We start from the raw sequence: 19,225 nt of genomic DNA, 5'->3' as shown, positions 1-19,225 counted from the left end.
TGAGTGTTCACGCTTATCGGTTGTTGACTGCGTAGATCTAAGTCGGGTCTATAGCTCAGTTGGTTAGAGCACCGTCTTGATAAGGCGGGGGTCGATGGTTCGAGTCCATCTAGACCCACCAAGCTTTTAACCACTGCGTGACAGACTCAAGTGGTGGTAAGTCGGCTTGATTGGGGGATTAGCTCAGCTGGGAGAGCACCTGCTTTGCAAGCAGGGGGTCGTCGGTTCGATCCCGTCATCCTCCACCAAAAACCTTAGATCACATCGATGTCAGTCAAAAGCGCTTTACGTCTGTAGTAAATCCCCTGTGATGAATTACAAGCTAAGTGAATGCTTTTGAATGACAGCAATGTCATGCAGTTTATGTTCTTTAACAATTTGGAAGAAGAAGTAGTACAACGGAAGCGCGTTAGAGATGGCGCGTGGAAATTGTACGGGTTGTGATTGTATCAACCAGTATTTAAGTGATCGAAAGATGACTTGGAATACGGCACAACGCTAATACTCAACCTATGAAGAATGTGTCGAAAGACGCACTCGTTATAGGGTCAAGCGAATAAGTGCATGTGGTGGATGCCTTGGCGATTACAGGCGATGAAGGACGCGATAGCCTGCGAAAAGTTGTGGGGAGCTGGCAAATAAGCATTGATCCACAAATGTCCGAATGGGGAAACCCGGCCTTTTAGGTCATCCTAGACTGAATACATAGGTCTAGCGAAGCGAACGCGGCGAACTGAAACATCTAAGTAGCTGCAGGAAAAGAAATCAACCGAGATTCCCAAAGTAGTGGCGAGCGAAATGGGACCAGCCTTCAAGATTTAGCACCGGTGTTATCAAAACGGAATGGAAAGTCCGGCCATAGTGGGTGATAGCCCCGTATGAGAAAACCCTGGTGTGGAACTAAGCTTGAGAAAAGTAGGGCGGGACACGTGAAATCCTGTCTGAAGATGGGGGGACCATCCTCCAAGGCTAAATACTCGTAATCGACCGATAGTGAACCAGTACCGTGAGGGAAAGGCGAAAAGAACCCCGGGAGGGGAGTGAAATAGATCCTGAAACCGCATGCATACAAACAGTCGGAGCCTCGTAAGGGGTGACGGCGTACCTTTTGTATAATGGGTCAGCGACTTACATTCAGTGGCGAGCTTAACCGAATAGGGAAGGCGTAGCGAAAGCGAGTCCGAATAGGGCGTTCAGTCGCTGGGTGTAGACCCGAAACCAAGTGATCTATCCATGGCCAGGTTGAAGGTGCGGTAACACGTACTGGAGGACCGAACCCACTAACGTTGAAAAGTTAGGGGATGAGCTGTGGATAGGGGTGAAAGGCTAAACAAACTTGGAAATAGCTGGTTCTCTCCGAAAACTATTTAGGTAGTGCCTCGTGTATCACCTTCGGGGGTAGAGCACTGTCATGGTTGAGGGGTCCATTGCGGATTACCTCGCCATAGCAAACTCCGAATACCGAAGAGTGCAATCACGGGAGACAGACATCGGGTGCTAACGTCCGGTGTCAAGAGGGAAACAACCCAGACCGCCAGCTAAGGTCCCTAAATATTGCTAAGTGGGAAACGAAGTGGGAAGGCTAAAACAGTCAGGAGGTTGGCTTAGAAGCAGCCACCCTTTAAAGAAAGCGTAATAGCTCACTGATCGAGTCGTCCTGCGCGGAAGATGTAACGGGGCTAAGCAATATACCGAAGCTGCGGATGCGAGCTTGCTCGCATGGTAGGAGAGCGTTCTGTAAGCCTGTGAAGGTGTCTTGTAAAGGATGCTGGAGGTATCAGAAGTGCGAATGCTGACATGAGTAGCGATAAAGGGGGTGAAAGGCCCCCTCGCCGTAAGCCCAAGGTTTCCTACGCAACGTTCATCGGCGTAGGGTGAGTCGGCCCCTAAGGCGAGGCAGAGATGCGTAGCTGATGGGAAGCAGGTTAATATTCCTGCACCGTCGTATGATGCGATGGGGGGACGGATCGCGGAAGGTTGTCCGGGTGTTGGAAGTCCCGGTCCCTGCAGTGGAGAAGGCGCTTAGGCAAATCCGGGCGCGTAATTCAAGGCTGTGGGGCGAGTGAACTTGTTCACGAAGCAATTGGAAGTGGTTCCAAGAAAAGCCTCTAAGCTTCAGTCATACGAGACCGTACCGCAAACCGACACAGGTGGGCGAGATGAGTATTCTAAGGCGCTTGAGAGAACTCGGGAGAAGGAACTCGGCAAATTGGTACCGTAACTTCGGGATAAGGTACGCCCTTGTAGCTTGACTGGCCTGCGCCAGAAGGGTGAAGGGGTTGCAATAAACTGGTGGCTGCGACTGTTTAATAAAAACACAGCACTCTGCAAACACGAAAGTGGACGTATAGGGTGTGACGCCTGCCCGGTGCCGGAAGATTAAATGATGGGGTGCAAGCTCTTGATTGAAGTCCCGGTAAACGGCGGCCGTAACTATAACGGTCCTAAGGTAGCGAAATTCCTTGTCGGGTAAGTTCCGACCTGCACGAATGGCGTAACGATGGCCACACTGTCTCCTCCCGAGACTCAGCGAAGTTGAAGTGTTTGTGATGATGCAATCTACCCGCGGCTAGACGGAAAGACCCCATGAACCTTTACTGTAGCTTTGCATTGGACTTTGAACCGGTCTGTGTAGGATAGGTGGGAGGCTTTGAAGCAGGAACGCTAGTTTCTGTGGAGCCGTCCTTGAAATACCACCCTGGCTTGTTTGAGGTTCTAACCTAGGTCCGTAATCCGGATCGGGGACAGTGCATGGTAGGCAGTTTGACTGGGGCGGTCTCCTCCCAAAGTGTAACGGAGGAGTACGAAGGTACGCTAGGTACGGTCGGAAATCGTGCTGATAGTGCAATGGCAAAAGCGTGCTTAACTGCGAGACTGACAAGTCGAGCAGGTGCGAAAGCAGGTCATAGTGATCCGGTGGTTCTGTATGGAAGGGCCATCGCTCAACGGATAAAAGGTACTCTGGGGATAACAGGCTGATACCGCCCAAGAGTTCATATCGACGGCGGTGTTTGGCACCTCGATGTCGGCTCATCTCATCCTGGGGCTGTAGCCGGTCCCAAGGGTATGGCTGTTCGCCATTTAAAGAGGTACGTGAGCTGGGTTTAAAACGTCGTGAGACAGTTTGGTCCCTATCTGCCGTGGGCGTTGGAAGTTTGAAGGGGGCTGCTCCTAGTACGAGAGGACCGGAGTGGACGAACCTCTGGTGTACCGGTTGTCACGCCAGTGGCATCGCCGGGTAGCTATGTTCGGAAGAGATAACCGCTGAAAGCATCTAAGCGGGAAACTCGCCTTAAGATGAGACTTCCCTAGGAACTCGATTCCTTTGAAGGGTCGTTCAAGACCAGGACGTTGATAGGTCAGGTGTGGAAGCGCAGTAATGCGTTAAGCTAACTGATACTAATTGCCCGTAAGGCTTGATCCTATAACCAGTGTGTTTTTCCTGGTGTGAGTATCGCAATGTGCCGATACACTCACAATCCACAATATTTGTTGTACTACGCTTCTTCCGAATTGGTTTTGTTGACCCCAGGTCAGCAGAACATACAAGTTAAGCCTGATGACCATAGCGAGTTGGAACCACCCCTTCCCATCCCGAACAGGACCGTGAAACGACTCCACGCCGATGATAGTGCGGATACCCGTGTGAAAGTAGGTAATCGTCAGGCTCCCCTTAAAAACCCCTTGCTACTACAGTAGCAAGGGGTTTTTGCTTTGTAGCGCTCGCTTTGTGTATTACTGCGTTGTTGTAATGCCAGTACGAAGTGAAATTCCGGGTAGATCGTCGTGCATTTCTCGCTTAGCATTTGGCCACGGGGTCAGAAGTTCGAGGAGTAAAACGGGTGGTCGAGCGGAATAAAAATAAGCATTACGCGAGGTGGCAGGTCGGGGTGGTGAGCTTTGGTGTGGCCTTTGCGATTGGCAGCATTGGTGGATGTGCGTCGCAAGACGCGTCGATCGCGCACACTTCGACTTCGACGGCCTTGTCACATGGTGAGGAAATCGCACCGCTCTCCGCGGCTGTCGATCCCGAAGGGCTTCCTCCGCACTGGGAGACATATCTTGTCACCCGCAACAAGCGTCTGACGCACTACGAGCAGACCACGGATAGCGAAGGAATCGCAGTGATTCGCGCGACCGTTGACGGTTCGGCTTCCGGCATTGCGCAAAAGCTAGATATTCCCGTATATCCCGGTGCGAAACTGAGGTGGCGTTGGCGAACTGACGCAATGCCGATCAACGCGGACATCCGTACGAAGCGATATGACGATGCGCCGCTGCGCATTGCGCTCGCCTTTGATGGCGACGCAGGGAAACTCTCCATGCAAGATCATATGCACCGTGAGCTGGCCCGAATGGTCAGCGGCAGGGAGTTGCCGTTCGCGACGCTGATGTACACGTGGGGTGACGACAAACTCACCGTGAATGACGTCGTGCCCAATCCGTACACCGCTCGTATTCGTTCGATTGTCGTCGAGCGCGGCACGCGCAACCTCGGCCAATGGCTGACATATTCCCGGGATATTGCGAAGGATTATGAAAAGGCATTTGGCGAACCACCGGGCCGTTTGATCGCTATCGCCATCATGAGTGACGGCGATAATACGCAGTCCAAGTTCACTGCGTGGTACGGTGATATCCACATGGACACAGACGGTATTCCGACGACGACGGCAGCAAAATAGCCGCTGATAGCACCGTCAAAAGCAAAAAAGCCAGCAAATCACGTTGCTGGCTTTTTTGTTGGGCGCTGGGATGTCAGCGTCGTTTACTTACTTATTGCGCTCGAAATACGTCTCGACCAGCTTGACCCAATAGGTGCCACCGAGCGGCAGTAGATCATCGTTGAAGTCATAGCTGGCGTTGTGAAGGTTGCAAGGACCGAGGCCGTGACCGCTGTCCCGGTGCGTTCCGTCACCATTCCCAATGAAAACGTAGGCACCCGGCTTCTCAAGCAGCATGAACGAGAAATCCTCCGCACCCATCGTGGGCTCGACCTTGTCGTTGACGTTCTCGTTCCCCACCACTTGCCGCATTACATCGGCGCATAGCGCAGCCATGCCCGGCTCATTAATGGTCGGCGGGTAGTTGCGGTGAAACTCGATTTCGGCCGTGCAACCGAGCCCCTTGGCCACAAACTCGGAAACCTCGCGAAGCCGTGTCTCGATCAGATCGAGGACCTCGATGGAAAACGTGCGAATCGTACCGCCAAGCCATGCAAGATCGGGGACAACATTCGTCGTATCGCCAGCGTGGATTTGCGTGATTGAGAGCACTGCTGCGTCAATCGGACGCTTATTGCGGGTAATGATGCTCTGCAGCGCTTGAGCGACCTGGACGGCAGCAATCACTGGATCGATCCCTGCGTTCGGAATACCCGCATGGGTACCCTTGCCGCGAATCGAAATCTTGAATTCGTTGCTCGATGCCATCATCGGCCCGGGCGTGACGGCGAACGTGCCCGTCGGTACGCCCGGCCAGTTATGCATACCGAACACCGCTTGCATCGGGAACCGTTCGAACAGCCCGTCCTTGATCATCTCCCGGGCACCGCCACCACCTTCTTCCGCAGGCTGGAAAATGAGGTAGACCGTGCCGTCGAAATTTCGGTGCTTCTGCAGATATTGCGCTGCAGCAAGCAGCATGGCGGTGTGCCCGTCATGCCCACAGGCGTGCATCTTACCTTCATGCCGGGAGGCATGCTCGAAGGTATTAGCTTCGTGAATCGGGAGAGCGTCCATGTCGGCGCGCAGACCGATCGCACGGTCGCTGCTGCCGTTTTTTATGATGCCGACGAGACCGGTCTTGCCGAGGCCCCGATGGATCGGGATGCCCCATTGGGTCAGTGTGTCGGCAACGACGTCGGAGGTGCGTTTCTCTTCGAAGCACAGTTCGGGGTGCGCGTGGATGTCACGTCGGATGGTCTGGATTTCGCCGCGAGCGGCGTCGATTTCTGGAATGAGCTTCATGACGGGGGTTTCCTGCGGAGCGCAATGGCTCATCTTACCCCTAATGGGCAGGTCTGGCACCTCGCTCGGAAATGTCCGAACGAGCCGTCGGACCCGCCCGAAAAAAGTCGGAAATGCCCGTGTGGCGGGGCAGCCCGCAGGCGAACGTAATACAATATCGCCAGCGCGCCGATGTCCCCGAGCGCAGAGTTTTGGTAGAGAGAGGAGTAGTTTAATGACGACCAATACCCACGTCGTTCGGGCCGCATGCCCGCATGACTGCCCCGATACGTGCGCGCTGCACGTGACGGTGGAGAACGGCGTCGCGATCAAGGTCCAGGGAGATGCGGACCATCCGACGACCAAGGGCGTCCTGTGCACGAAAGTCTCTCGCTACACTGAACGAACTTATCACCCGGATCGTCTGCTGCACCCGCTCAAGCGCGTTGGGCCGAAGGGCAGCGGCGAGTTCGTGCGGGTGAGCTGGGACGAAGCGCTCGATGAGATCGCCACCCGCCTTGGCGCCATTGCGGCCCGAGAACCCGAAGCGATCCTGCCCTACAGCTACGCCGGCACGATGGGCTTCGTGCAGGGTGAGTCGATGGCCGCACGATTCTTCAATAAGATCGGAGCATCCGATCTCGATCGTACTATTTGCGCGAGCGCGGGGGCCGCAGGGCTTCGATATACGTATGGCGCTGGCGTTGGCATGCATGTCGAGCATTTCGTCGACAGCAAGCTCATCCTCATCTGGGGGAGCAATCCCATCACGTCGAGCGTGCACTTCTGGGCCATTGCGCAGGAAGCCAAGCGACGGGGTGCCAAGCTGATTGCCATCGATCCCTACCGATCCCTCACTGCAGAGAAGTGCCATCAGCACATCGCACTGCTGCCGGGCACCGATGCTGCATTGGCGCTGGGCATGATGCACGTGCTGATCGCGGAGGATCTGGTCGATCACGAGTACATCGCACGTCACACGGTCGGTTACAGCGAGCTAAAAGACCGCGTTCGTCGCTATACCCCGGCGCGGGTCGCAGAGATTTGCGGCATTCCCGAAGAAACGGTGACGACGCTGGCTCGTGAGTACGCCAGTGCGAAGCCTGCCGCCATTCGTCTTAACTACGGCATGCAGCGCGCGAGGGGCGGTGGCCAGGCAACCCGTGCAGTGGCATGTCTCCCGGCGCTGATCGGTGCTTGGCGAGACCCGGCTGGCGGGCTGCTTATGTCGACCTCCGGCTATGCGCCGGTGGACGCGGCGGCGCAGGCCCGCCCCGATCTACGGGCGCGCCAGGATAAACCGGCGCGCATCGTCAATATGAGTGCCATTGGTGACGCGTTGTGTCATCCGGGCGACGACGTTTTCGGCCCGAAGATCGAGGCGCTGGTGGTTTACAACAGCAACCCGGTGGCCGTTGCGCCTGAGTCGAGCAAGGTCGCGGCTGGCTTCGGTCGTGAAGATCTCTTCACTGTCGTACTCGAGCACTTCCAGACGGACACGGCAGACTACGCGGACTTCGTGTTGCCAGCGACGACGCAGCTGGAGCATCTGGACATTCACAAGGCCTACGGTCATACGTATCTGCTAGCGAACAACCCGGCCATCGCGCCACTCGGTGAGTCGAAGCCGAACTCGGAGATTTTCCGTCTGCTGGCTAAGCGGATGGGATGGCAGGAGCCGTGCTTTTCTGACACCGACGACCAACTGGCAGAGCAATCGATCCGCTGGAACGATGCTCGCATGGCTGGCAGTGACTGGGAGACGCTCAAACGTGACGGGTGGATTCGCTACGATCTGCCTGAGGCGCCCTTTGCGAACGGTCAGTTTTATACGCCGTCCGGCAAATGCGAGTTCTACTCCGAGCGTATGCGCGAAGAAGGATTCGATCCGCTACCGGATTGGGTGCCGCCGTACGAGTCGGTCGCCAGTAATCCGGGATTGGCTGAGCGCTACCCGCTGGCCATGATTTCACCCCCGGCACGCAACTTCCTGAATTCCAGTTTCGTTAACGTCGATAGTCTTCGGGCTACGGTCGGAGAACCCACGTTGGATATTCATCCGGAAGACGCGGCGCCACGCGGCATTTCGGATGGTGCGAGCGTGCGTATTTTTAATGACCGGGGCACGCTTAACGCCAAGGCCCGGGTCACGGAGAAAGCGCGGGAGGGCGTTGTCGTCGGACTTTCGATCTGGTGGAAGAAGCTCGCGCCGGACGGAAAGAACGCCAACGAAGTCACCAGCCAGCAACTCACCGATCTTGGCCGGGCACCGACGTTTTACGATTGCCTGGTCGACGTAGCGCCGGTCTGACGGCGGGGACGTTCCAAGCCCGTTCCAAGCCCGTTCCGAATCAACACCCAGGAGTCTTGCAATGGCGAACTTGCTTGCGACGCTCTTGCGGCGGACACCCAGGGGCGCGGGACTCGCCGTGACGATAGCCCTTGCGATTGGGCTTACTGGCTGCTCGCAGTTCGGCTACTACGCGCAGTCGATCAACGGCCACTTCACGGTCTTGCACGAAGCGCAGCCAGTAAGTGATCTGCTGGCGGACCCGTCTATCGATCCGCGTTTGCGCACACGGCTGATCGAGGCAGAGCAAATTCGCAGCTACGCTGTCTCGGCACTCGGCGAACCGGATAACGGCAGCTATCGCAGCTATGCCGATCTCAAGCGGCCATACGTTGTGTACAACGTTTTCGCTGCCCCGGCTCTGTCCCTGAAGCTGCACGAGTCGTGCCTGTTGGTCGTCGGTTGCGTCGAGTACCGTGGTTATTACTCGCGTGAGTCCGCGGAAGCATATGCGGCCGAACTCCACCGGGATGGATGGGAGACTTTCGTCGCGGGAATCCCGGCCTATTCGACGCTAGGCTATTTCGACGATCCACTGCTCAACACCTTCATTTACCTCCCGCGGGCGGAAGTTGCGCGCATGATCTTCCACGAGCTCGCGCATCAGATTCTGTTCGTTCGGGGAGACACAGCGTTTAACGAGTCCTTCGCCGTGACAGTCGAGACGGTGGGTGTTCGGCGCTGGCTCGCCGCGCACCCCGACGCGGCGATGGAGTACGACCGCTACGATGCGCATCGTCGCCAGTTCCGCAAATTGGTTGATGGCTATCGCAAACGTCTCGAAGCCGTGTATGACAGCTCGGAAACGGACGCGAAAAAGGTGGCGAACAAGGACGTCCTGTTCGATCGCATGCGTGCGGATTACGACGCACTGAAGACGTCCTGGGGTGGCTACAAAGGCTTCGATCTGTGGTTTGCCACGGACCTGAACAACGCCAAGATCGGGTCGTTCGCGACCTATAACCAGTGGGTGCCAGCGTTTATGGCGCTGCTAGCGCAGGAGCACGACGACCTGCCGAGGTTCTATGCGGCGGTCAAAGCCATGTCAAAACGGCCGGAAGCTGAGCGAAATGCGACGCTCGCCGCATTGGACAGTACACCGGCGGCTGCCGCTGCCCGAGCGCTACTGGACGCGCCGATGCAGGCTGTGCGGTGATCTGCGCACGAACCGCGCTCGTGGGACTTGGCTATCGCTAAGAAATGACCGACTTCAAATCCCCCAGCAGCAGATAAAGTTGCTGCCGCTGATCTTCCGGCAACGCGCCAAGGCGTTGCTCGATCCATTGCTCGTGAGCGCGGGCCATATTGGAAAACGCCTTCTTTCCGCGCGCCGTCAGTTTGATCAGAAACGCGCGGCGGTCGTTGACGACGGTCTCGCGCGTCACCCAGCCTTCTTTCTCCAACTGATCGGTGATGCCGGTTACGTTTCCGCCAGTCACCATCATCCGCTTACTGAGCTCCCCCATCTTCAATCCTTCCGGGTGGCGATCGAGTTGCGCAAGCAAATCGAAGCGCGGAAGCGTGCAGTCAAACTCCTGACGCAGGCGTGAGCGGATGTCCGTCTCGATCAGGTTGGCACAAGTGAGTAGCCGCAGCCAAAGTCGCAGCGCGTCGTGCTCGCGATCGTGGGCTCGCGTTTCGAGATCGAGAGAATCGGAGTCGGCGAGGCTCATGGTCGATGGCGGAAAATTTACAGTATGGAAATTTTAGGTTTGAAATAATCGCTGGGTCAAGATAGGGCGGTTACGGGGCCCAGGCGATTGCACCGAAGGGCGGAAACTCCGTGCCCCTGACGCATAAAAAAAGGGCACCCGAAGGTGCCCTTTCGCCAAAGCCTAAGTGACAGAAACTGTCAGCTTAGAACTTGTGACGGATACCGGCCGTAACAGCGAATTGGTTCGTGCTGTTCGAGAAGCCCAGGCCGTTCAACGATGCGCCGCCAGGAGCGTCGTTGTTGGCGTGTTGCCACAGACCAACCAGGTACGTGTCCGTGCGCTTCGACAGGAAGTAGTCGACGCCCAGGTTGACTTGGTGGTACTTCGGCGACACGCTGCTGCCCGTCAGGTTAAGCGTCGACCACGTGTACGTGTACGATGCGCCCAGTTGCAGTGCCGGGGTCAGCATGTACTTGGCGTTCAGTTCGGCGTTGTCGAACTTCCAGCTGCCGCCACCAACGTATTGGTACACGCTGTGTGCGTAGACCAGACCCAGCGTGGCCGGACCGAAGGCGTACGAACCGCCTGCCGATGCGATCCATGCCTTGTCGCTGGCAACCAGGCCGCCGAGCGTCATCGGGGTCGTAGCATCGCCACCGTTGTTGATCACGCCGGTCGAGTTAGCAGCCGGTGCGCTGAGCATCAAGTAACCTGCGCCGAACGACACCGGGCCGTTAGCGTAGCCCAGACCGAACGAGTAAGCACGGTTGTTGGCGAAGCCCGTACCCGTCGAACCGTTGTTAGCCGAGTTCGAGAAGCCATACATACCGCCGGCGCTGAAGCCGTTGTAGTTGACCGTCGTGTACTTGACCGAGTTGTTGACGCGGAACGAGTTGTTCAGGTTGTCGTTGTCGAACGGGTGAGCGCCCGCGAACGTCGACCATTGGCTACCCGAAGCGTACGGGCCGACGAAGTCAACCACGGAGTCGTACTGACGACCGATGGTGAACGTACCAGCCGTTGCGCTGCTCAGACCAACGTAGGCTTGACGACCGAACATACGGCCGTTCTGGCCCAGCGTGCCCGAACCCAGGTTGAAGCCGTTTTCCAAGACGAAGATCGCCTTCAGGCCGCCGCCGAGGTCCTCAGCACCCTTCAGGCCCCAACGCGAACCTTGCAGGTTGCCGTTAGCGAACTGGAAGTTGTGGTTGGTCTGACCCGTGCCAGCCAGGTTGCCACCAGTCTTGCTGACGTATTGCAGGCCAGCGTCGATGATACCGTACAGGGTCACGCTGCTTTGAGCGTGAGCAGCGCCAGCGAATGCGCCGAGCACACCCAGAGCGAGAAGCGACTTTTTCATTGAGTGATCTCCAAAGGATTGTGAGATTTGTTTAACAAGGTCACTAGTGATAACGTCCTTGCTAATCAACTTCGCGAGAAGTTGGACGTAATGTAACAAATTCACTTTAGGCGGCAAAGGAAAAGGCCGGTTTTACGCGGGTTCGCGGCGGGTTTTGTTTCGTTTACGCAACATCGTGGAAACCGGCATCTGGCGGGGATTTCGCGCGTTTGCGCCCGCGCAAGGCGCGCCGGATAAAGGGGCGTATCATTGGCCGCAGACGTGAAAGAATCGTCCTGCGTTCCGCATTGTGAAAGATTTGAGTGAGTTGAAAGTACGATGTTCTCCGACAGTCTGATCTCCGAGCTTGACCGTGGTCTGCGTGCCATCGCAGGTGTCACGCAAGCGTCCCGTCCGACTCCCGCCGCAGTCCAATCCGACAATAACGATGCCCCCGTAGGCGACGACGCGTTGACATCCCAAGAGCGGCGTCACGTTGCCGGCCTCATGCGCGTGAATCACGTCGGTGAGGTTTGTGCGCAAGCGCTGTATCAGGCGCAGAAGCTGGCGACGAAGCGCCCGGAGTTGCGCTCGGCGTTCGAGCATGCGGGCAAGGAAGAAGAGGACCACCTCGCGTGGACGGCGCACCGTCTCTCGGAGCTCGGCTCGCGCCCCAGTCTGCTCAATCCGTTGTGGTACGCGGGCGCTTTTACCATCGGTTTCGTCGCCGGGAAGTTCGGCGACAAGGTGAGTCTCGGCTTCATGTCCGAGACTGAGCGTCAGGTCGAGCATCATCTGGATAGCCATCTCAATGACTTGCCAGCGCATGACCTGCGCTCGCGGGCCATCGTCGATCAGATGCGTCTGGACGAGATCGAACACGGGCAGGCCGCGCGTGACGCTGGCGGCATTGAGTTGCCTGCGCCGGTCCAGCGTGTCATGCGCGCGGCGGCAAAGGTCATGACGACGACGGCCTACTATATATAGAGCATCCGCAAGAATTCCCCGAAAGACCCCCTGCCTCCTGCATCGATTCCCTCTCGTGTAAGTGCGTGCCGGCCGGTTTTCCATGGTGTCGGCACGGCGTGAGCGCGCACTACGCCGTATCGACAGTGCCGACGGGCCTCGCGCGAAGTGATGCTCAAAATATGAGGTTCCACTTTCACTATCGCACTTATGTCTTTAATTTTCCTGACAAAATTCCGTTTTCCAACTTTAGGAAAGTGAGCTAAGTCATTGTTCTGTCTACCAAATTCCCTCTGAAAAATGGGCGAAACGCTTGACCGCCCATACACTCTCCTCTAAAGTGGGAAATAGTGTGAGAAAGTGTATTTTTGTGTGGTGTAGAGCACAAAATCTTTCTCTTTCGGCATGACGGGCAGGCAGACGAAACCTCACGGGAGCGCACGTGTTTCAGGGAGCCTCGGCACTTTCACTGGATGCAAAGGGACGGATGTCGATTCCGGCCCGGCACCGTGACGTGCTTCAGGGCGACGCTGAAGGCAAGGTGACGATCACCAAGCACCCGGATGGATGTCTGCTGCTATTCCCGCGTCCCGAATGGGAGATCTTCCGCGGCAAGATCGCCGCACTGCCGATGGACGCGCACTGGTGGCGACGCATCTTCCTGGGCAACGCAGCCGACGTCGAGATGGATTCGGCGGGCCGTGTCCTGGTGGCGCCCGAATTGCGCGCCGCCGCGGGCATGGACAAGGAAGTCATGCTGCTGGGCATGGGCAGTCATTTCGAACTCTGGGATGCCGCGACGTATGCCGCCAAGGAACAGGCGGCGATGGCGCAGGGTATGCCGGAAGCACTGAAGAACTTCACTTTTTGACAGATCAGGTGGTCCGACGAGCATGGCGCACGCGGTGGAAACGGTAATGCAGCACCGCACGGTCCTGCTAGAGGAGGCCGTGGATGCCTTGCTGTGGCGCGACGATGGCGTTTACGTCGACGGCACATTCGGCCGCGGCGGGCACAGTCGCAGGCTGCTCGAGCGGCTGGGTGCCCAGGGGAGACTGATCGCATTCGACAAGGATCCCCAAGCGATCGCGGAGGCGGCAAAGATTGCCGATCCGCGATTTTCGATTGAGCACGAGAGCTTCGCGACGTTGCGCGAGGCGTTAGCCCGACGCGGTATCGACAAGGTGTCGGGCGTTTTGCTGGACCTGGGCGTGTCGTCGCCGCAAATCGACGACCCGGCGCGCGGGTTCAGTTTTCGGGCCGACGGTCCGCTCGATATGCGCATGGATCCCACGCGCGGCGAGTCGGCTGCCGATTGGCTGGCCCGGGCGACGCTGGAAGAAATGACGGAGGTCATCAAGGACTATGGGGAAGAACGGTTTGCTTTTCAGATTGCAAAGGCGCTTGTTGCTCGCCGGGCAGACGCCGACCGCCTCGGGCCTCTCGTCAGTACACGCGAGCTTGCCGCGATCGTGGCGGGCGCCGTCAAAACCCGTGAGAAGGGCAAGGACCCGGCAACACGTACCTTTCAGGCTTTACGGATTCACGTCAATCAAGAGCTTGCGGACTTGCAGATAGCACTGGATGTGGCGGCCGATGTCCTCGAAACGGGAGGCAGACTCGTGGCGATCAGCTTTCATTCACTGGAAGACCGGATCGTGAAGCGCTTCATGCAGGCTCGCTCTAGCGCGCCAGCGGTGGATCGCCGCGTGCCGCTGCGCGCTCACGAAATTCCCGAGCCGCCGTTCAAAGCCAGCCGCAAGATCAAGCCGTCCGCCGCCGAGGTGGAGGCGAACGCGCGTTCGCGCTCGGCGATCATGCGAGTCATGGAGCGGGTGTCGACATGAGCCGGCTCAATATCCTCCTGCTCGCCGTGCTGATCGGCTGCGCCCTTTCCCTGATCAACGCGCAATATCGTGCGCGCGGCACGTTCGTCGAACTGAACCGCGAGCAGGCGCTCGAGCATCAATTGCTGCAGGACTGGGATCGTCTCCAATACGAGCAGAGCGCGCAGAGCAAGAGCGCCCGTATCGAGAGCGTCGCGCGCAGCGACCTGAAGATGCAGGCCGTCTCGCCCGGCCGCACGCAATATCTCTCCGCGCCCGCCGGCAGCATGGGCGCGATGGTGGATGTGCCGGTGCCGACCGCGAGCGCCGCGTCCGCCCCTGCGAGCGGAGGCAAACGATGATTCGCCGCAAAGACGCCAAGGCCAAGACCAAGGATGTGCAGTTCTCTGCCAGCCCGGTCCTGTCCGTGCGTCTGCCGATGTGGCGCTCGAAGATGCTCGTCTTCGTGATCTTCGGCGCGTTCGCGTCGCTGGTTGCGCGTGCCTTCTGGATTCAGGGGCCGGGCAACGCCTTCTATCAACGTCAGGGCGAGAGCCGTTACGAACGCACACTGGAGATGTCCGCCACGCGCGGCAAAGTGTTCGACCGTAACGGACAGGTGCTTGCCACCAGTCTGCCCGTGAAGGCCATCTGGGCGATTCCGGAAGATGTGCCCGACGACGTCTCGACGCAGCAGGTGCGTCAGCTCTCGAAGCTGCTCGAGATGAGCGAGTCGGATCTGCGTCGCAAATTCAATCAGGAAAAGAGCTTCGTCTACGTGAAGCGTCAGGTCCTGCCCGACGTCGCCAAGCAAGTCGCAGACCTCGACATCCCCGGCGTATATCAGCGCAAGGAGTACAAGCGCTTCTATCCGGAAGGCGAGATCGCGGCGCACGTGGTGGGCTTCACGAACGTCGAAGATATCGGTCAGGAAGGCGTCGAGTTGTCGATGCAGAAAGATCTGGCCGCAACCCCGGGCAGCCGCCGGGTGATCAAGGATCGTCTGGGGCGCGTGGTCGAAGATATCGACATCCTCGCGCAACCGCGCGACGGCCACGACATTACGCTCTCGATCGACAGCAAGATCCAGTTCCTCGCCTACAGCGAACTCAAGGACGCCATGGAGCGCACCGGCGCGAAAGCCGCCAGCGCCGTGGTGCTGGACGTGCGCACGGGCGAGGTGCTCGCGCTGGCGAACCTGCCGACGTACAACCCCAACAACCGCACGAACCTGACGGGCGCGCAGCTTCGCAACCGCGTCATCACCGACACCTTCGAGCCCGGCTCCATCATGAAGCCGATCACCATCGCCGCTGCGATGGAAAACGGCTATGTGAAGCCGACGTCGACGGTCATGACCACGGGGCGCGCCAACTTCTTCGGTGCGAACATCACCGACACCCACGATTACGGCCTGCTCACGGTGGCCGGCGTCATTCAGAAGTCGAGCAACATCGGTACGGCGAAGATCGCGCTGCAGATGAAGCCGCAGGAAATGTGGGACATGTTTACCAGCGTCGGCCTGGGTCAGGCACCGAAGCTCGGTTTCCCGGGGGCGGTGGCGGGACGTCTGCGTCCGGCCAAGAGCTGGCGTCCGATCGAGCAGGCGACGATGGGTTACGGCTACGGGCTGTCGGCCTCGCTGATTCAACTGGCGCGTGCGTACACCGTCTTCGCTCACGACGGCGAATTGCTACCGATCTCTATCTATAAGACGGATGGCAGCGTCGTGAAGGGCACGCAAGTCATCTCGCCTGCGACTGCGCGCGAAGTGCGCAAGATGCTGGAGATGGTGACGTCGCCCGGTGGTACGGCCACGCGCGCTCAGGTGATCGGATATCGCGTGGGCGGCAAGACCGGCACGGCCTACAAGCAATCGGGCAAAGGCTACGACAAGAGCAAGTACCGCGCATCGTTCGTCGGCATGGCGCCGATGTCCGAGCCGCGCATTATCGTGGCCGTCACGCTTGACGAGCCGGGTCGCGGTTCGCACTACGGTGGCGTAGCCGCAGGTCCGGCATTCGCGTCGATCGTGGGCGGGACGTTGCGGGCATTGAACGTGGTGCCGGATTCGCCGGTGACGAAGCTCGTCGTGAGCGACAAAGTGGAGGAGAGCGAGCCATGGGCACCGTGACCCCGACGCCGCAAAATCCCGCCACGTTCGCCATGGTCGCGGACGCCACCGATCGCGCCGCGCTCGCGCAGGCGTGGGACTGGCTGCGCCGCACGGTGCCCGCGGGTGCCACGTTGCATGCGGATAGCCGTCGCGTGACATCGGGTGACGTGTTCGTCGCCTACGCGGTGAAGGGCGCCGATAGCCGTGGCTTCATTGCCGACGCCGTCGAGCGCGGTGCTGCCGCAGTGCTCTGGCAGAGCGACGATTTCACCTGGCCAGCGTCGCTCACGTCGCTCGCTAACGTGCCGCAGTTTGGCGTGGCGCGCCTCGACTGGCTCGCGGGCCCGCTGGCGGCGCTGTGGTACGGCGAGCCGAGCGTCGGCATGACGATGTTCGGCGTGACGGGGACCAACGGCAAGACGTCGTGCAGCCAATGGCTGGCGCAATTGCTCTCGAAGACGAACGTGCGCAGTGCCGTGATCGGTACGCTGGGCAGCGGCTTCCCCGGTCATCTCACTGTGACGGGCTTCACCACACCCGACGCCGTCCAGTTGCAACGCAGCCTCGACGATCTGCGCGCACAAGGCGCTGCAGCGGTCGCGATGGAGGTGTCGTCGCACGGTTTGTATCAGGGCCGCGTGAACGGTGTGGCGTTCGACGTGGCGGTGTTCACCAACCTGACGCAGGATCACCTCGACTATCACGGCACGATGGCCGAGTACGAAGCGGCCAAGACGCGTCTGTTCGACTGGCCCGGACTGAAGGCTGCGGTCATCAATCGCGACGATGCGATGGGGCAGCGTTTGCTGACGCGTCTGGCGGGTAAGACACCGGTCTTTGAATACGGCATTCACGGTGCTGAGACGTCGGCGCACGGCAACCGCGTGCTGCGTGCGGAAGACATTCGCGCAACGACTGCGGGCACGCGCTTCACGCTGCATATCGATGATCAGAGCCAGCAAGTGACGGTGCCTCTGATCGGTGAGTTCAACATCAGCAACGCCCTTGCCGTGCTGGGCGCAGCACTGGCCTCTGGTGTCGCGCAAGATGCCGCCATCGCCGGACTCGCAACGCTCGCGCCGGTGTCCGGTCGCATGGAGCAGATCGGACAGCCGGGGCAGCCGTTGGTGGTGATCGATTACGCCCATACGCCCGACGCACTCGACAAAACACTGGCCGCCCTGCGGCCGGTCACGCAAGCACGCGGCGGCAAGCTCGTTTGCGTGTTCGGTTGCGGTGGCGATCGCGATGCGGGCAAGCGTCCGCAGATGGGGGCGGTCGCCGAGCGTCTGGCGGACGCCATCGTGCTCACGAGCGACAACCCGCGCACCGAAGTACCCGCCGAGATCATGGCGCAGATCGCCGCCGGTCTCGCGCAGCCGGACGCTGCACGTCGCATCGAAGACCGCGCAAGCGCGATTCTTCAGGCCGTGCGCGGCGCGCAGGCCGCGGACGTCGTGCTGATTGCGGGCAAGGGACACGAAAGCACACAGGAAATCATGGGCAAGAAGCGGCCGTTCTCCGATCAGGAACACGCGCGTCTGGCACTCGCCGCGCGTGCGACCACGGTGCGCGGAGGTGGCGAATGACGCCGACGATGCACGCCATCATGTGGCAACTGAGCGACGCACAGGCCGCCGTGACGGATTCGCGCGTGACTGGCGCGCCGTCGACGGCGTTTGCCCGCATCGTGACGGATAGCCGTTCGGTGCAGCCGGGCGATCTGTTCGTGGCGCTCAAGGGCGAGCGTTTCGATGCACACGATTTTCTGTCCGATGTGGCGCGCGCAGGCGCAGCCGCTGTGGTCGCGACCCACGTGCCGGACGGTTTCGAGACGCCAGCGCTGATCGTGCCCGACACGCGCATCGCGCTGGGCGAACTGGCCGCCGCATGGCGTCGCCGCTTCGCGATTCCGGTCGTCGCGGTCACGGGTAGCAATGGCAAGACGACCGTCAAGGAAATGATCTCGGCGATTTTTGCCGAGGCGGCGGGCGCGGACGCACGTCTGGCGACGGCCGGGAACTTCAATAACGACATCGGCCTGCCGCTCACGCTGTTCCGTCTGAAAGACGGCGACAAACTCGCGGTGCTCGAACTCGGCATGAATCATCCGGGTGAGACCGCGTATCTGGCGAAGATCGCGCAGCCAACGGTGGCCGTCATCAACAACGCGCAACGCGAGCATCAGGAATTCATGGTGAACGTGGCCGCCGTGGCCGAAGAACATTCGGCTGTGCTGGCGGCGCTGCCTGACGACGGCGTGGCCGTCTTCCCGGCAGAGAGCGAATTCGCACCGATGTGGCGCGAGGTGGCAGGCAAGCGTCGCGTGCTGGACTTCGCGCTGGATGCGCGTGCGGCAGTGTCGGGGCGGTACGACGTAGCGACGCGTGTGTTGCGCGTGGCGTCACCTGCCGGCGAGTTTTCGCTCACGCTGCCGCTACTCGGCGAGCACAACGCACGCAACGCGTTGGCCGCAATCGCCTGCGCTCTGGGTGCGCACGTGGACATCGGTTCGATCGTGCGGGCACTCGAAGCGTTCTCTGCCGTCAAAGGCCGACTTCAGGTGTCCACGCTGTCGAAGGGACCGCTCGCGGGTGTCACGCTGATCGACGACACCTATAATGCGAACCCCGATTCCGTATTGGCCGCAATCGACGTACTTGCGCAGACGCCCGCACCGCGTGTTCTGGTGCTTGGCGATATGGGCGAGGTCGGCGACAACGGTCCCGCATTCCACCGCGAAGTGGGCGAATACGCCGCACAGCGCGGTATCGATCGCCTGCTGGCGTTGGGTGAGCAGACGCAGGCCAGCGTTGTCGCGTTCGGCGACGGTGGCGAACATTTTTCGGATGTGAACGACGTGGCGCCGCTCGTAGCGACGCTGAACGCCACGTTGAGTGCGCCGGCGACGGTGCTGGTGAAGGGAAGCCGCTTTATGCGGATGGAGCGCGTGCTCGAACAGTTGCGCGCGACGAGTGAAAGCGGGGGCGGCAACGCCCCGGCCAAGTGATAAAGGATTGATGGA

At 59.4% G+C, this 19,225-nt stretch carries 13 protein-coding genes, 2 tRNA genes and 2 rRNA genes; 14 read left to right on the top strand and 3 right to left on the bottom strand.

The genetic code is table 11. The features are described from left to right. Window positions 1-44: 44 nt before the first annotated feature. From NA29_RS22550 to NA29_RS22530, 5 genes are all read left to right on the top strand, one after another. Window positions 45-121 (top strand) — tRNA-Ile (locus NA29_RS22550). 51 nt (window positions 122-172) lie between these two features. Further along, window positions 173-248 (top strand) — tRNA-Ala (locus NA29_RS22545). 298 nt (window positions 249-546) lie between these two features. Continuing rightward, window positions 547-3,424, top strand: a 23S ribosomal RNA gene (locus NA29_RS22540). A gap of 131 nt (window positions 3,425-3,555) precedes the next feature. Continuing rightward, window positions 3,556-3,668: ribosomal RNA gene (gene rrf, locus NA29_RS22535) — 5S ribosomal RNA — on the top strand. A gap of 174 nt (window positions 3,669-3,842) precedes the next feature. Further along, entirely contained in the window at window positions 3,843-4,685 is an 843-nt protein-coding gene (locus tag NA29_RS22530; RefSeq protein ID WP_157744789.1) for a DUF3047 domain-containing protein, read from the top strand. 87 nt (window positions 4,686-4,772) lie between these two features. Here NA29_RS22530 and NA29_RS22525 read toward each other — a convergent pair whose 3' ends face one another. Further along, window positions 4,773-5,969, bottom strand: coding sequence for a M20 aminoacylase family protein (locus NA29_RS22525; protein ID WP_039393365.1), 1,197 nt, complete (start codon window positions 5,967-5,969; stop codon window positions 4,773-4,775). Window positions 5,970-6,183: 214 nt separating this feature from the next. Between NA29_RS22525 and NA29_RS22520 the strand changes: the two genes are divergently transcribed. Beyond that, entirely contained in the window at window positions 6,184-8,259 is a 2,076-nt protein-coding gene (locus NA29_RS22520) for a molybdopterin-containing oxidoreductase family protein (RefSeq protein WP_039393363.1), read from the top strand. Between the two features lie 61 nt (window positions 8,260-8,320). Next, window positions 8,321-9,454 carry an aminopeptidase gene (locus tag NA29_RS22515; protein ID WP_052252326.1) on the top strand — a complete coding sequence of 378 codons (1,134 nt, stop codon included), beginning with the start codon at window positions 8,321-8,323 and terminating at the stop codon, window positions 9,452-9,454. 37 nt (window positions 9,455-9,491) lie between these two features. Here the strand turns inward: NA29_RS22515 and NA29_RS22510 are convergent, their stop codons facing one another. Then, complete coding sequence (locus NA29_RS22510) at window positions 9,492-9,971, bottom strand: MarR family winged helix-turn-helix transcriptional regulator (protein WP_039393362.1); 480 nt, start codon at window positions 9,969-9,971, stop codon at window positions 9,492-9,494. Window positions 9,972-10,155: 184 nt separating this feature from the next. Then, the gene (locus NA29_RS22505) at window positions 10,156-11,313 is read right to left on the bottom strand and encodes a porin (RefSeq protein ID WP_039393361.1); all 1,158 of its coding nucleotides are present in this window, start codon (window positions 11,311-11,313) and stop codon (window positions 10,156-10,158) included. Window positions 11,314-11,631: 318 nt separating this feature from the next. Between NA29_RS22505 and coq7 the strand changes: the two genes are divergently transcribed. From coq7 to NA29_RS22470, 7 genes are all read left to right on the top strand, one after another. Continuing rightward, complete coding sequence (gene coq7, locus NA29_RS22500; RefSeq protein WP_039393360.1) at window positions 11,632-12,279, top strand: 2-polyprenyl-3-methyl-6-methoxy-1,4-benzoquinone monooxygenase; 648 nt, start codon at window positions 11,632-11,634, stop codon at window positions 12,277-12,279. Window positions 12,280-12,700: 421 nt separating this feature from the next. Further along, window positions 12,701-13,129, top strand: coding sequence for a division/cell wall cluster transcriptional repressor MraZ (gene mraZ, locus NA29_RS22495; protein WP_010806918.1), 429 nt, complete (start codon window positions 12,701-12,703; stop codon window positions 13,127-13,129). Between the two features lie 22 nt (window positions 13,130-13,151). Continuing rightward, window positions 13,152-14,105 (top strand): 16S rRNA (cytosine(1402)-N(4))-methyltransferase RsmH, encoded by a 954-nt coding sequence (gene rsmH, locus NA29_RS22490; protein WP_039393359.1) that lies wholly within the window; start codon window positions 13,152-13,154, stop codon window positions 14,103-14,105. Next, window positions 14,102-14,446 (top strand): cell division protein FtsL, encoded by a 345-nt coding sequence (gene ftsL, locus NA29_RS22485; RefSeq protein WP_039393358.1) that lies wholly within the window; start codon window positions 14,102-14,104, stop codon window positions 14,444-14,446. The genes rsmH and ftsL overlap by 4 nt, the downstream gene beginning before the upstream one ends. Further along, window positions 14,443-16,218 (top strand): peptidoglycan D,D-transpeptidase FtsI family protein, encoded by a 1,776-nt coding sequence (locus tag NA29_RS22480; RefSeq protein ID WP_039393357.1) that lies wholly within the window; start codon window positions 14,443-14,445, stop codon window positions 16,216-16,218. Before ftsL ends, NA29_RS22480 begins: the two co-directional genes overlap by 4 nt. A gap of 32 nt (window positions 16,219-16,250) precedes the next feature. Then, window positions 16,251-17,789 (top strand): UDP-N-acetylmuramoyl-L-alanyl-D-glutamate--2,6-diaminopimelate ligase, encoded by a 1,539-nt coding sequence (locus tag NA29_RS22475; RefSeq protein ID WP_039401455.1) that lies wholly within the window; start codon window positions 16,251-16,253, stop codon window positions 17,787-17,789. Beyond that, a complete protein-coding gene (locus NA29_RS22470) occupies window positions 17,786-19,210 on the top strand; it encodes a UDP-N-acetylmuramoyl-tripeptide--D-alanyl-D-alanine ligase (RefSeq protein WP_224786941.1) in 1,425 nt (474 codons plus the stop codon). Before NA29_RS22475 ends, NA29_RS22470 begins: the two co-directional genes overlap by 4 nt. Window positions 19,211-19,225: the final 15 nt, after the last annotated feature.

This window comes from Pandoraea sputorum, assembly GCF_000814845.2.
GTDB lineage: Bacteria > Pseudomonadota > Gammaproteobacteria > Burkholderiales > Burkholderiaceae > Pandoraea > Pandoraea sputorum.
This window is presented reverse-complemented; position numbering and strand designations above follow the sequence as displayed.